The sequence below is a fragment of the Streptomyces purpurogeneiscleroticus genome, assembly GCF_020024005.1.
Classification (GTDB): Bacteria; Actinomycetota; Actinomycetes; order Streptomycetales; family Streptomycetaceae; genus Streptomyces; species Streptomyces purpurogeneiscleroticus.
The window spans coordinates 1-12,750 of record NZ_NHSG01000395.1 but is presented as its reverse complement, the minus strand read 5'-3'; the positions used below and the strand labels follow the sequence as shown (position 1 = coordinate 12,750).

The following is a 12,750-nucleotide window of genomic DNA, read 5'->3' as shown; positions in this document are numbered from 1 at the left end:
CCTGGAGGCCATGAAGATGGAGCAGCCGCTGAACGCGCACCGCTCCGGCACCGTCAAGGGCCTGACCGCCGAGGTCGGCGCCTCCCTCACCGCCGGCGCCGTCATCTGCGAAATCAAGGACTGACCGGCATCAAGGACTGAACGGTCGGCCGGTCCGGCCGACCGGTCCCGGAGGCTCCCGCACCCCACAGGTGCCGGGAGCCTCTTCCGTAACCGGGGGCACTCGCGTCGTACGGACAGTGGCATCCTGGACCCATCACAGCAGGGAGGACGGCGATGGCGACCGACACGGCGCAGGACACGGCCGCACGCCCCATGCGTGCCGACGCGCGCCGGAACTACGAGCGGCTGCTGGCGGAGGCGCGTACGGCCTTCACCGAGCGCGGCACGGACACCTCGCTGGAGGACATCGCGCGCCGCGCCGGTGTCGGCATCGGGACGCTCTACCGCCACTTCCCCAACCGCACCGCGCTGATGGGCGCCGTCTTCCAGGGGGAGGTGGACGCCCTGCTGTCCCGCGCGCGGGAGCTGGGGGACGCGCCGCAGCCCTGCGCGGCGCTCGTGGAGTGGCTGCGCGCGATCATCACGCACGCCAATACCTACCGCGGCCTGTCGCGCGCGCTGATGGCGGCGCCGGCCGACGAGAGCTCCGGGCTGGCGCGGTGCAGCCGGCCGATGCGGGAGGCGGGTGACGTGCTGCTCACCCGCGCTCAGCGGTCCGGTGCCGTGCGGCCCGACGTGGACATCCGCGACCTGATGCAGTTGACCAACGGCATCGCGCTGGCCGCCGAGGAGTCGCCGGACGACCCGGAACTGGCCGACCGGCTGCTGACACTCACGCTGACCGGCCTGAAGGCCGGCCGGTGAGCGACGGCGTACGAACCCTGCTGTGAGCGGCGTACGAACCCGCCTGTGAGCGGTGTACGAACTCGGTGGTGAGCGGCGTACGGAAGCACGTGCCGAGCGACTGGGACCCCGCGGTTACCAGTGCTCAGCGCCTGCGTGGCGCCAGGTCGGCGACCCGGCCGCCCTGTGGGTCGGCGGTCAGTGGGGTCGTGCGCAGCTGTGGCGCGGCGCCGGGCCCCGCCGTCGGATGGCTGCGGCGCTGGCCGGGCAGTGGTACCTCCCTTCTCGGCCCCCGGCGGTCGGCCGCCGGGGTGCCCTCCGCGCCTCCCTGGCCCTGAGCGGCCGCGGCCCCGCCGGCGACGGTGATCTGTACACCCTGGTCGGCCAGGGCCTGCAGTTCGGTCGCGGCACGGTCGTCGTGGCCGGGTGGCTCGTCGGTCACCAGGCGGGTGATGACGTCGGTCGGCACGGTCTGGAACATGGTGTCCGTGCCGAGCTTGGTGTGGTCGGCGAGGACGACCACCTCCGCGGCTGCCTGCACCAGCGCTCTGTCGACGCTGGCGGAGAGCATGTTGGAGGTGGAGAGTCCGCGCTCGGCGGTCAGGCCACTGCCCGACAGGAAGGCGCGGGAGACGCGCAGCCCCTGGAGGGACTGTTCGGCGCCGCTGCCGACCAGCGCGTAGTTGGAGCCCCGGAGCGTGCCGCCGGTCATGACGACCTCGACGCGGTTGGCGTGCGCCAGGGCCTGGGCGACCAGCAGGGAGTTGGTCACCACGGTGAGCCCCGGGACCCGGGCGAGCCGGCGGGCCAGCTCCTGTGTGGTCGTCCCCGCGCCGACGACAATGGCCTCGCCTTCTTCGACGAAGCCCGCGGCGAGATCGGCAATGGCCGTCTTCTCCGCGGTTGCTAGATGGGATTTCTGCGGAAAGCCGGATTCGCGGGTGAAGCCACCCGGCAGCACCGCACCGCCGTGCCGGCGGTCGAGCAGTCCTTCTGCCTCCAGTGCCCGCACATCCCGCCGTACGGTCACTTCTGAGGTCTGGACGACGCGGGCGAGCTCACGGAGCGAAACCGCTCCGTTCGCTCGCACCATTTCAAGGATCAATTGGCGACGTTCTGCAGCGAACACGAAACTGACAGTAACGCCAACGACCGTCTGTTTTCAGCAGGTTGCACCAATTATCGGAAGTTGTTCGTCTGCGGTACCCGCGAGTGATATAGGGCGGGCGTCCGTGCGAATGTGTTCGCGACGGACGCCCGGACTCACTCCCCGGCGGTCTTCCGCGTGTGCAACTGCCGTGCGACCTCGGCTATCGAGCCGGAGAGGGAGGGGTAGACCGTGAAGGCGCTGGCAATCTGCTCGACCGTCAGGTTGTTGTCGACCGCGATCGATATCGGATGAATCAGTTCGCTCGCGCGCGGTGATACGACCACACCGCCCACGACGATGCCCGTGCCGGGGCGGCAGAAGAGCTTGACGAAGCCGTCGCGGATGCCCTGCATCTTCGCGCGCGGGTTGCGCAGCAGCGGCAGTTTCACGACCCGGGCGTCGATCCGGCCGTTGTCGACGTCGGCCTGGCTGTAACCGACCGTGGCGATCTCCGGGTCGGTGAAGACGTTCGCGGAGACCGTCTTGAGGTTCAGCGGGGCCACCGCGTCGCCGAGGAAGTGGTACATCGCGATCCGGCCCTGCATGGCCGCGACGGAGGCGAGCGCGAAGACGCCGGTGCAGTCGCCGGCCGCGTACACGCCGGGGGCCGAGGTGCGGGAGACCTTGTCGGTCCAGATGTGGCCGGAGTCCTTGAGCTTGACCCCGGCCTCCTCCAGGCCGACGCCGGCGGTGTTCGGGATCGAGCCGACGGCCATCAGGCAGTGCGTGCCGGAGATCGTCCGACCATCCGAAAGAGTGACTTCCACGCGGTCGCCGACCCGCTTGGCGGAGGCGGCGCGGGAGCGGGACATCACGTTCATGCCGCGACGGCGGAAGACGTCCTCCAGGACGGCGGCGGCGTCCGGGTCCTCGCCCGGGAGCACGCGGTCGCGGGAGGAGACGAGGGTGACGCGGGAGCCGAGGGCCTGGTAGGCGCCGGCGAACTCGGCACCGGTGACGCCGGAGCCGACCACGATGAGCTCCTCGGGGAGCTCGTCCAGGTCGTAGACCTGCGTCCAGTTCAGGATGCGCTCGCCGTCGGGCAGCGCGTCGGGGATCTCCCGCGGGTGCGCGCCGGTCGCGATCAGTACGGCGTCGGCGGTGAGCGTCTCCTCCGTACCGTCGGCGGCGGTCACCGTGACCTTGCGGGAGCCGTCCGTGGCCTGGCCGGGCTCCAGCCGGCCGCGGCCGCGCACGACCCGGCCGCCCGCGCGGGTGACGGAAGCGGTGATGTCGTGCGACTGGGCGAGCGCGAGGCGCTTCACACGGCGGTTGACCTTGCCGAGGTCCACGCCGACGACGCGCGCGGGGCGGTCGATGTGCGGGGTGTCGTCCTCGACGATGATGCCGAGCTCTTCGTACGACGAGTCGAAGGTGGTCATCACCTCGGCCGTCGCGATCAGCGTCTTCGACGGCACGCAGTCGGTGAGCACCGAGGCGCCACCGAGGCCGTCGCAGTCGACGACGGTCACCTCCGCGCCGAGCTGGGCGCCCACCAGCGCCGCTTCGTAGCCGCCAGGTCCGCCACCGATGATCACGATCCGGGTCAAGGGATTACGCCTCGCGCTCTCGTTTCCGGCCCACCCAGCGCGGTTCCGGCCGGGGGTCCGGGGGTCGCCCCCCGGGGAGATGCAGTACGTACTCCATTGTCCCGCACGCTTCTCCCGCGGTCAGCGCGGGGGCCGCCGTACGGACCGCACGCCTCAAGACCGCAGGCCGGACGCCGTGGCCCCGGCGGATCCACGGGACGCGGCCCGCGCTCCCGTACTCTCTGACCCATGTCGCTCTACGCCGCCTACGCCGGCAACCTCGACGCGCGGCTGATGTCCCGCCGCGCTCCCCACTCACCACTGCGCGGCACCGGCTGGCTGAACGGCTGGCGGCTCACCTTCGGCGGGGAGCAGATGGGCTGGGAGGGCGCGCTCGCCACGCTCGTGGAGGCGCCACGCTCCCAGGTCTTCGTCGCGCTGTACGACATCGCCCCGATGGACGAGGAGTCGATGGACCGCTGGGAGGGCGTCGGGATGGACATATACCGCCGTATGCGGGTGCGGGTGCACACCCTGGACGGCGACGAGGCGGCCTGGCTGTACGTCCTGAACGGGTACGAGGGCGGGCTGCCCTCCGCCCGGTACCTCGGTGAGATCGCCGACGCCGCGGAGTCGGCGGGCGCGCCCCACGACTACGTGATGGAGCTGCGGAAACGGCCCTGCTGAGGGGCTGCCGGGGCCCGGTTCGTAGGAAGACACAAAAACGACCGCCGAAGGTCCGTGACGAGACACATCTACGCGCGTAGGCGATTACCGGCTACCCTCGTCCGCGTGAACGCATCAGTTACCCCGGACCTGGCGAGCGACCCCCGTACCGCCGCCGCCGACGCCGCCGACCGCCTGCGCGAGCTGACCGGCGCCGAGACCCACGACGTTGCCCTGGTCATGGGCTCGGGCTGGGCCCCGGCCGCCGAGGCGCTGGGCGAGCCCGAGCACGAATTCCTCATCACCGAGCTGCCGGGCTTCCCGCCCCCGGCCGTGGAGGGCCACGGCGGCAAGATCCGCTCGTACGCCCTCGGCGACAAGCGCGCACTGGTCTTCCTCGGCCGGACGCATTACTACGAGGGCCGCGGAGTGGCGGCGGTCTCGCACGGCGTCCGTACCGCCGTGGCCGCCGGCTGCAAGACGGTCGTGCTCACCAACGGCTGCGGCGGCCTGCGCGAGGGCATGCGTCCCGGCCAGCCGGTTCTCATCAGCGACCACCTGAACCTCACCGCCACCTCCCCCATCGTCGGCGCGAACTTCGTCGACCTGACCGACCTGTACTCGCCGCGGCTGCGCGCGCTGTGCAAGGAGGTCGACCCGACCCTGGAGGAGGGCGTCTACGCCCAGTTCCCCGGGCCGCACTACGAGACCCCCGCCGAGATCCGGATGATCCGCACGCTGGGCGCCGACCTGGTCGGCATGTCCACCGTGCTGGAGGCCATCGCCGCACGTGAGGCGGGCGCCGAGGTGCTGGGCCTGTCCCTGGTGACCAACCTCGCCGCGGGCATGACCGGCGAGCCGCTCAACCACGAAGAGGTGCTCCAGGCCGGCCGCGACTCCGCGACCCGCATGGGCAGCCTGCTCGGCCAGGTGCTCGGCAAGATCTGACACGTTCGGCACGGGACCGGCCGGTACGGCCGGTTCCCGCCGTCCGCGCCGGGCGCGGGGTATGGGTTACGCACCGGGCGCGCGCCGTCCCCGTACGCCTGGGGCACGCGCCGCCCCGTACGCCTGGGCACGCGCCGCACGCATGCGCCCGGGAAGGGAACCAGGGCGCACGCCGGCCCGTCCGTAGGGCACGCACGTCCCGGCCCCGTACCGCACCCGCACCGCACCCACAGGCACCTCTCACGCACCCACAGGCAGGAGCATCACCGTGGCAACCGTCCCCGAGGAGCTGGCCGGCCGGGCGAAGGTCTGGCTGGCCGAGGACCCCGACCCGGAGACCCGCGAAGAGCTGGCCAAGCTCATCGCGACCGAGGACACCGACGAGCTGGCGGACCGGTTCGCCGGCACTCTGCAGTTCGGCACCGCGGGGCTCCGCGGCGAGCTGGGCGCCGGCCCGATGCGGATGAACCGCACCGTCGTCATCCGCGCCGCGGCCGGCCTCGCCGCGTACCTCAAGGACCAGGGCCAGGGTGACGGCCTGGTCGTCATCGGCTACGACGCGCGCCACAAGAGCGCCGACTTCGCCCGGGACACCGCCGCGGTGATGGTGGGCGCCGGCCTGAAGGCCGCGCTGCTGCCCCGTCCGCTGCCCACGCCCGTGCTCGCCTTCGCGATCCGGCACCTGGGCGCCGTGGCCGGCGTCGAGGTCACCGCCAGCCACAACCCGCCCCGCGACAACGGCTACAAGGTCTACCTCGGCGACGGCTCGCAGATCGTGCCGCCCGCCGACGGCGAGATCGCGGCCCGCATCGCCGCGGTCGGCCCGCTCACCGACGTGGCCCGCCCGGAGACCGGCTGGGACGTGCTCGGCGAGGACGTCCTGCAGGCGTACCTGGCCCGTACGGAGGCGGTCCTGACCCCCGGCTCGCCGCGGGACACCCGCGTCGTCTACACGCCGATGCACGGCGTCGGCCGCGACGTCCTGGTGGCCGCGTTCGAGCGGGCCGGATTCCCGGCGCCGGTGGTCGTGGCCGAGCAGGCCGACCCCGACCCGGACTTCCCGACGGTCGCGTTCCCCAACCCCGAGGAGCCGGGGGCGATGGACCTGGCCTTCGAGGCGGCCCGTACGGCCGCTCAGGCCCCGGACATCGTCATCGCCAACGACCCGGACGCGGACCGCTGCGCCGTCGCCGTACCGGCCCCGGAGACGCCCTCCGGCTGGCGGATGCTGCGCGGTGACGAGGTCGGCGCGCTGCTCGCCGCCCATGTGGTCGGCTCGGGCGCGCAGGGCACGCTCGCCACGACGATCGTCTCCTCCTCGCTGCTCTCCCGGATCGCCGCGGCGGCCGGCCTGCCGTACACCGAGACGCTGACCGGCTTCAAGTGGCTGGCCCGCGTCGACGGCCTGCGGTACGCCTTCGAGGAGGCGCTGGGCTACGCGGTGGACCCGGCCGGGGTGCGGGACAAGGACGGCATCACGGCCGCGCTGCTGATCACCGAGCTCGCGGCCGTCCTCAAGCGGGACGGGCGCACGCTGACCGATCTGCTGGACGACCTGGCCGTGGAGCACGGGCTGCACGCCACGGACCAGCTCTCCGTACGTGTCGAGGACCTGTCCGTCATCGCCGACGCGATGCGCCGGCTGCGCGAGCAGCCGCCGGCCGCGCTCGGCGGGCTCGCGGTGGCCTCGGCCGAGGACCTGTCGCAGGGCACGGAGACGCTGCCGCCGACCGACGGCCTGCGGTACGCCCTGTCGGGCGCGCGGTCTGTCGCCTCGGGCCGGGTCGTCGTCCGGCCCAGCGGCACGGAGCCGAAGCTGAAGTGCTACCTGGAGGTCGTGGTCCCGGTGGCGTCCCGGGACGGGCTCGCAGAGGCGCGGGTCGCCGCGGAGGCGGCGCTATCCGCGGTGAAGGACGACCTGGCGGCCGCGGCCGGGCTCTGACCGCCGGTGGGGCGGAGCCGGGGTTTTCCCCGTGCCCGCCCCTTCCCAGAACCGGGGGCTGCGCCCCTGGCCCCCTGATCGCCCTGGCGGGCTCGTCCTCAAGCGCCGGACGGGCTTGTTCTGCCGGACCGTGGCCCGACAGCCGCGCGCTTTCAGGGGCGCGGGGAACTGCGCGACCGGCCACGACGACGCGGCACCCGGGCTCCAGGAAGCACCGCCCACCCCCGCCCCCGCTGTTCGCTACAGCACGGCGAGCAGCACCAGCGCGACCCCGCCGACCACGATCGGCGCGATGATCTCGTACATCCAACGGACCGTGACGGCCCCCTGGGCCGTCTCCCGGCCGGAATTCCGCTCGCGCAACTCCCGCAGCTCGTCCAGCGACTGATCTGCCGACGCACGCCGCACCTCGACCGGCTCGTCGCCGCGCCCAGCGGCCCGCGCGGCCCGCGCCGACGCGCGGTTCGCCCGCTTGCGCTGCCGCAGCGAGACCGGGATCGACCAGAGCTGGTACTTCTTGTCGCCCGCGAACACCTCGCACGAGAAGGACGCGCGCAGATCGTCCACCGCGGCCCAGGGCAGCACGATCGTGCGGAAGGGGTTCCGTACGGTGAGCCGGTCCTCGTTCGCGCGGACCACGGGCCGCAGCGTGAACGCGGCCACCAGCGGCACGGCGAACAGCAGTCCGGCCACCGCCAGCAGCCGGGTGCGCGGGGTGCCGTGCACCAGCGCGTCAATGCTCAGCCAGGCGAGCAGCGCGAGCAGCAGGACGCCGCCGACGAGGGCGGCGGGCGACCGGTAACTGCGGTCCGCGTAGGACTGCGCGGGCGTACTGGAGGAGTTGTCCGGGCTCGTCATAGGGGCGATTGTGCCCGAGAGTCCGGCATTCGGACGTTGCGGTCCGGCATCGATGCACAACCGCCGGACGGCGGGGGTGTCCTGTCACTACGCGCGTAGATATGCTCCCCTCGTGACCATGCCCACCACAGTTCCCGCATACGGCAAAGAGGCCGCGGGGCGTCTGGCGACGATGGCGGACGTGACCGCCGACGACCGGGCGCTGCGCCGCTTCCTCCACGGCCTCCCGGGCGTCGACGAGGTCGGGCTGAACGCCCGCGCCGCCGCGCTCGGCACCCGCTCGATCAAGAACACGGCGAAGGCGTACGCCATCGACCTCGCCATCTCGATGATCGACCTGACGACGCTCGAAGGAGCGGACACCCCGGGCAAGGTCCGGGCGCTGTGCGCCAAGGGCGTCAGCCCCGACCCCACGGACCGCACCGTCCCCAAGGTCGCCGCGATCTGCGTGTATCCGGACATGGTGGCGACCGCCAAGGACGCGCTCGGCGCCTCCGGCATCCATGTCGCCTCCGTGGCCACCGCGTTCCCCGCGGGCCGCGCCGCGCTGCCGGTGAAGCTCGCCGACACCCGGGACGCGGTCGCGGCCGGCGCCGACGAGATCGACATGGTGATCGACCGGGGCGCGTTCCTCTCCGGCCGGTACCTGGAGGTCTTCGAGGAGATCAGGGCCGTGAAGGAGGCATGCGTACGCGAGGACGGCAGCGCGGCGCACCTCAAGGTCATCTTCGAGACCGGCGAACTCCAGACGTACGACAACGTCCGCCGCGTCTCCTGGCTCGCGATGCTCGCGGGCGCCGACTTCATCAAGACCTCCACCGGCAAGGTCGGCGTCAACGCCACTCCCCCGGTCACCCTGCTGATGCTGGAGGCCGTACGCGACTTCCACGCCCAGCTCGGGGTGCAGGTCGGCGTGAAGCCGGCCGGCGGCATCCGCACGTCCAAGGACGCGATCAAGTACCTGGTCATGGTCAACGAGACGCTGGGCGAGGAGTGGCTGACCGCAGACTGGTTCCGCTTCGGCGCCTCCAGCCTCCTCAACGACCTGCTGATGCAGCGCCAGAAGCTCGGTACCGGCCGCTACTCCGGCCCCGACTACGTGACGGTGGACTGATCGCCATGACTTTTGAGTACGCACCCGCGCCGGAGTCGCGCGCGGTCGTCGACATCGCTCCGTCGTACGGCCTGTTCATCGACGGCGAGTTCGCCGAGGCGGCCGACGGCAAGGTCTTCAAGACCGTCTCGCCCGCGAACGAGGAGGTCCTCTCCGAGGTCGCGCAGGCCGGGGCCGCCGACGTCGAGCGCGCCGTGAAGGCCGCGCGCAAGGCGTTCGAGAAGTGGTCGGCGCTGCCCGGTGCCGAGCGCGCCAAGTACCTCTTCCGGATCGCGCGGCTCCTCCAGGAGCGCTCCAGGGAGCTGGCGGTGCTGGAGTCGCTGGACAACGGCAAGCCGATCAAGGAGTCCCGCGACGCGGACCTGCCGCTGGTCGCCGCGCACTTCTTCTACTACGCGGGCTGGGCCGACAAGCTCGGCCACGCGGGCCTCGGCCCCGATCCGAAGCCGCTGGGCGTCGCCGGCCAGGTCATCCCCTGGAACTTCCCCCTGCTGATGCTCGCGTGGAAGATCGCCCCGGCGCTGGCCTGCGGTAACACGGTCGTACTGAAGCCCGCCGAGACCACGCCGCTCTCCGCGCTCTTCTTCGCGGACATCTGCCGCCAGGCCGGGCTGCCCAAGGGCGTCGTCAACATCCTGACCGGCGACGGCTCCACCGGCGCCGAGCTGGTCGCCCACCCGGACGTCAACAAGGTCGCCTTCACCGGCTCCACCGAGGTCGGCAAGGCCATCGCCCGCACTGTCGCGGGGACGGACAAGAAGCTCACCCTGGAGCTGGGCGGCAAGGCCGCGAACATCGTCTTCGACGACGCGCCGCTCGACCAGGCCGTCGAGGGCATCGTCAACGGCATCTTCTTCAACCAGGGCCACGTCTGCTGCGCGGGCTCCCGGCTGCTGGTCCAGGAGTCCGTCCAGGACGAGGTGCTGGACGCGCTCAAGCGCCGGATGCAGACGCTGCGTGTGGGTGACCCGCTGGACAAGAACACCGACATCGGCGCGATCAACTCCGCCGAGCAGCTCGGCCGCATCAAGGAGCTGGCCGCCGCGGGCGAGGCCGAGGGCGCCGAGCGCTGGGCGCCGGCCTGTGAACTGCCCGGCGAGGGCTACTGGTTCGCGCCGACCCTGTTCACCGGCGTCACACAGGCGCACCGCATCGCCCGCGAGGAGATCTTCGGCCCGGTGCTGTCCGTGCTGACCTTCCGCACGCCCGAGGAGGCCGTGGCCAAGGCGAACAACACGCCGTACGGCCTGTCGGCGGGCATCTGGACCGAGAAGGGCTCCCGCAGCCTCTGGATGGCGGGCAAGCTGCGCGCGGGCGTGGTCTGGTCCAACACGTTCAACAAGTTCGACCCGGCCTCGCCGTTCGGCGGCTACAAGGAGTCGGGCTTCGGCCGCGAGGGCGGTCGGCACGGTCTGGAGGCGTACCTCAATGTCTGATCGTCTGAGCGTCTTCAAGACCTACAAGCTGTACGTCGGGGGCAAGTTCCCCCGGTCCGAGAGCGGGCGGGTGTACGAGGTGACGGACTCCAAGGGGAACTGGCTGGCCAACGCCCCGCTGTCCTCCCGCAAGGACGCGCGCGACGCGGTGGTCGCCGCCCGCAAGGCGTTCGGCGGCTGGTCGGGCGCCACCGCGTACAACCGCGGGCAGATCCTGTACCGCATCGCCGAGATGCTGGAGGGCCGCCGCGACCAGTTCATCGCGGAGGTCGCGGATGCCGAGGGGCTGTCGAAGTCCAAGGCAGCGGCGCAGGTGGACGCGGCGATCGACCGCTGGGTCTGGTACGCGGGCTGGTCCGACAAGATCGCCCAGGTCGCGGGCGGCGCGAACCCGGTCGCGGGCCCGTACTTCAACCTCTCCACCCCGGAGCCGACCGGTGTGGTGGCCGTCCTCGCGCCGCGGGAGTCCTCGTTCCTGGGGCTGGTGTCGGTGATCGCGCCGGCGATCGTCACCGGTAATACCGTCGTGGTGGTGGCCGCCGAGAAGGCGCCGCTCCCCGCGCTGTCGCTGGGCGAGGTGCTGGCCACCTCCGACCTGCCGGGCGGCGTGGTGAACGTACTGTCGGGCCGTACGGCGGAGATCGCCGGGCCGCTGGCCGCGCACCAGGACGTCAACGCGATCGACCTCGCGGGCGTGTCCGGTGACGCGGCGGAGGCGACCGCGCTGGAGACGGCGGCCGCGGACAACCTCAAGCGGGTAATCCGTCCACAGGCTGTGGACTGGGCCGCCGATCCCGGGACCGGCCGCATGCTGGCCTTCCTGGAGACCAAGACGGTCTGGCACCCGATGGGCGTCTGAGGACGCCGCACGGCGCACAGGAGGGCGCCCACGGCCGTACGGACGGCCGCGGGCGCCCTTCCCGTACACGCCCGGTCTATCCCGGCAGGACCTGCGTCAGCTGGCCCACGACGGGCAGCTGGCCCAGCGACGCGCCGTTGGCCAGCGGGGCGGTCAGCACCGCCGTGCTGATCGGCTTGAAGTCGGCGATCTGGGTGCCGACGGCGTTGTTCAGCGGGTCGCTGCCGGTGCCCGCGAGGGGGTTCAGGCGGAGGTTCTTGACCGTGCCCAGGCCGCTGGAGGTGGCCTGCTCCAGGGCGCCGACCGTGGAGTTCGTGGCCGCCCGGATGTCCTCCAGGCTCGCCGGGTCGGACTTCCCGTCGGCGGCGGTGGCGGCCGGGGCGCCGACGGCGAGTGCGGCGCCCGCCACGGACACCGCCAGCCCGGCGCGCAGCAGCAGCCCGCGCGCGGTGCGGGTCTGGTGGGGAGGACGTGCGTGAGAGGCCATGAGCACCTGCCTGTGAATCGCGTGGCGGCGGCGATGCCGACCGCCGCACCGCCGCCGGTGTCCTGATCGTACGTAATGGGTCGGATGCGCAGAGTAGTTGACGGATGTGTCCACATTCCACCTTGTGCGGCCGGGGTAGCTCACACGGGCGAATGCGGGACAATGAGTGCCCGTGAGCTTTCTCCTCGGCGCACCGTCCGCCCGCGTCATCCTGCTGACCGGCCCCTCCGGCTCCGGAAAGTCCTCCCTCGCCGCCCGCACCGGCCTGCCCGTGCTGCGCCTGGACGACTTCTACAAGGAGGGCACGGACGCCTCCCTGCCGCAGCTCCCGGACGACGGCGGCACCGACTGGGACTCGCCGCTCTCATGGGACGCGGCCGCCGCGCTCGTGGCCGTCGAGGAGCTGTGCCGTACGGGCCGCACGGCCGTTCCCGAGTACGACCTCGCCAGCAGCTCCCGGGTCGGCGAGGGCAAGCTGGAGCTGGCGGGGGCGCCGCTCTTCATCGCCGAGGGCATCTTCGCCGCGGAGATCGTCGCGGCCTGCCGCGCGTCGGGCGTACTGGCCGACGCGCTGTGCCTGCGCGGCAGGGCCACCACGACCTTCCGGCGGCGGCTGCTGCGGGACCTGCGCGAAGCCCGGAAGCCCGCGGGGTATCTGGTGCGCCGGGGGCTGCGGCTGCTGCGCGCCGAGCGGTCGGTGGTGGCGCGGCAGACGGCCCTGGGCGCGTACGCCTGCGCGAAGCCCGAGGCGCTGGCCCGGATAGCCGCTGCGGACGGCGCCGGCGCGCGGACGGCATGAAGCGCGCGGCATACGGCGGGACCGTGCGGCGGACAGCATGAAAGAGCGGGAATCGGCAGACCCCCCGGCTGCCGGTTCCCGCTCTTTCTTCCCCCGTGTCCCCCTGCGGTCCCCCG

General features: G+C 72.4%; 13 protein-coding genes. 9 read left to right on the top strand and 4 right to left on the bottom strand.

Annotation, left to right across the window (positions count from 1 at the left end):
• Window positions 1-124, top strand: a 124-nt coding sequence (locus CCS38_RS29065) for an acyl-CoA carboxylase biotin carboxyl carrier protein subunit (RefSeq protein ID WP_223731363.1), incomplete at its 5' end; no start/stop codon positions are given.
• Between the two features lie 152 nt (window positions 125-276).
• Window positions 277-867 (top strand): TetR/AcrR family transcriptional regulator, encoded by a 591-nt coding sequence (locus CCS38_RS29060; protein ID WP_372457164.1) that lies wholly within the window; start codon window positions 277-279, stop codon window positions 865-867.
• 124 nt (window positions 868-991) lie between these two features.
• Here CCS38_RS29060 and CCS38_RS29055 read toward each other — a convergent pair whose 3' ends face one another.
• Both CCS38_RS29055 and CCS38_RS29050 read right to left on the bottom strand, forming a co-directional pair.
• Window positions 992-1,975 carry a DeoR/GlpR family DNA-binding transcription regulator gene (locus CCS38_RS29055; protein ID WP_223736315.1) on the bottom strand — a complete coding sequence of 328 codons (984 nt, stop codon included), beginning with the start codon at window positions 1,973-1,975 and terminating at the stop codon, window positions 992-994.
• 134 nt (window positions 1,976-2,109) lie between these two features.
• Complete coding sequence (locus CCS38_RS29050; RefSeq protein ID WP_223736314.1) at window positions 2,110-3,546, bottom strand: NAD(P)H-quinone dehydrogenase; 1,437 nt, start codon at window positions 3,544-3,546, stop codon at window positions 2,110-2,112.
• A 228-nt stretch (window positions 3,547-3,774) separates the two neighbouring features.
• On the opposite strand from CCS38_RS29050, the gene CCS38_RS29045 reads away from it, so the two are divergent.
• The 3 genes from CCS38_RS29045 to CCS38_RS29035 all read left to right on the top strand — a co-directional run bounded on the left by CCS38_RS29045 (window position 3,775) and on the right by CCS38_RS29035 (window position 7,081).
• Entirely contained in the window at window positions 3,775-4,212 is a 438-nt protein-coding gene (locus CCS38_RS29045; RefSeq protein ID WP_030254019.1) for a gamma-glutamylcyclotransferase family protein, read from the top strand.
• Window positions 4,213-4,317: 105 nt separating this feature from the next.
• The gene (locus CCS38_RS29040; RefSeq protein WP_223736313.1) at window positions 4,318-5,139 is read left to right on the top strand and encodes a purine-nucleoside phosphorylase; all 822 of its coding nucleotides are present in this window, start codon (window positions 4,318-4,320) and stop codon (window positions 5,137-5,139) included.
• 268 nt (window positions 5,140-5,407) lie between these two features.
• Window positions 5,408-7,081, top strand: coding sequence for a phospho-sugar mutase (locus tag CCS38_RS29035; protein ID WP_223736312.1), 1,674 nt, complete (start codon window positions 5,408-5,410; stop codon window positions 7,079-7,081).
• Between the two features lie 240 nt (window positions 7,082-7,321).
• Here the strand turns inward: CCS38_RS29035 and CCS38_RS29030 are convergent, their stop codons facing one another.
• On the bottom strand, window positions 7,322-7,939 hold the full coding sequence (locus CCS38_RS29030; RefSeq protein ID WP_223736311.1) for a PH domain-containing protein: 618 nt from the start codon (window positions 7,937-7,939) through the stop codon (window positions 7,322-7,324).
• A 118-nt stretch (window positions 7,940-8,057) separates the two neighbouring features.
• Between CCS38_RS29030 and deoC the strand changes: the two genes are divergently transcribed.
• Genes deoC through CCS38_RS29015 form a run of 3 tightly spaced genes read left to right on the top strand, consistent with a single transcriptional unit; the run spans window position 8,058 to window position 11,348 of the window.
• Window positions 8,058-9,053, top strand: a complete 996-nt coding sequence (deoC, locus tag CCS38_RS29025; RefSeq protein WP_223736310.1) for a deoxyribose-phosphate aldolase — start codon at window positions 8,058-8,060, stop codon at window positions 9,051-9,053.
• Between the two features lie 5 nt (window positions 9,054-9,058).
• Entirely contained in the window at window positions 9,059-10,489 is a 1,431-nt protein-coding gene (locus tag CCS38_RS29020) for an aldehyde dehydrogenase family protein (RefSeq protein WP_223736309.1), read from the top strand.
• Entirely contained in the window at window positions 10,482-11,348 is an 867-nt protein-coding gene (locus CCS38_RS29015) for an aldehyde dehydrogenase family protein (protein ID WP_223736308.1), read from the top strand. Before CCS38_RS29020 ends, CCS38_RS29015 begins: the two co-directional genes overlap by 8 nt.
• A gap of 76 nt (window positions 11,349-11,424) precedes the next feature.
• On the opposite strand, the gene CCS38_RS29010 is transcribed toward CCS38_RS29015, so the two are convergent.
• Window positions 11,425-11,835, bottom strand: a complete 411-nt coding sequence (locus CCS38_RS29010; protein WP_223736307.1) for a hypothetical protein — start codon at window positions 11,833-11,835, stop codon at window positions 11,425-11,427.
• 172 nt (window positions 11,836-12,007) lie between these two features.
• Between CCS38_RS29010 and CCS38_RS29005 the strand changes: the two genes are divergently transcribed.
• The gene (locus CCS38_RS29005) at window positions 12,008-12,634 is read left to right on the top strand and encodes an ATP-binding protein (RefSeq protein WP_223736306.1); all 627 of its coding nucleotides are present in this window, start codon (window positions 12,008-12,010) and stop codon (window positions 12,632-12,634) included.
• Window positions 12,635-12,750 lie beyond the last annotated feature (116 nt).

Excerpts from the sequence above, each read along its gene's own strand:
- CCS38_RS29060 (WP_372457164.1), top strand. The coding sequence starts at position 277 with ATGGCGACCGACACGGCGCAGGACACGGCCGCACGCCCCATGCGTGCC.
- CCS38_RS29045 (WP_030254019.1), top strand. The coding sequence starts at position 3,775 with ATGTCGCTCTACGCCGCCTACGCCGGCAACCTCGACGCGCGGCTGATG.
- CCS38_RS29030 (WP_223736311.1), bottom strand. The coding sequence starts at position 7,939 with ATGACGAGCCCGGACAACTCCTCCAGTACGCCCGCGCAGTCCTACGCG.
- deoC (WP_223736310.1), top strand. The coding sequence starts at position 8,058 with ATGCCCACCACAGTTCCCGCATACGGCAAAGAGGCCGCGGGGCGTCTG.
- CCS38_RS29020 (WP_223736309.1), top strand. The coding sequence starts at position 9,059 with ATGACTTTTGAGTACGCACCCGCGCCGGAGTCGCGCGCGGTCGTCGAC.
- CCS38_RS29015 (WP_223736308.1), top strand. The coding sequence starts at position 10,482 with ATGTCTGATCGTCTGAGCGTCTTCAAGACCTACAAGCTGTACGTCGGG.
- CCS38_RS29010 (WP_223736307.1), bottom strand. The coding sequence starts at position 11,835 with ATGGCCTCTCACGCACGTCCTCCCCACCAGACCCGCACCGCGCGCGGG.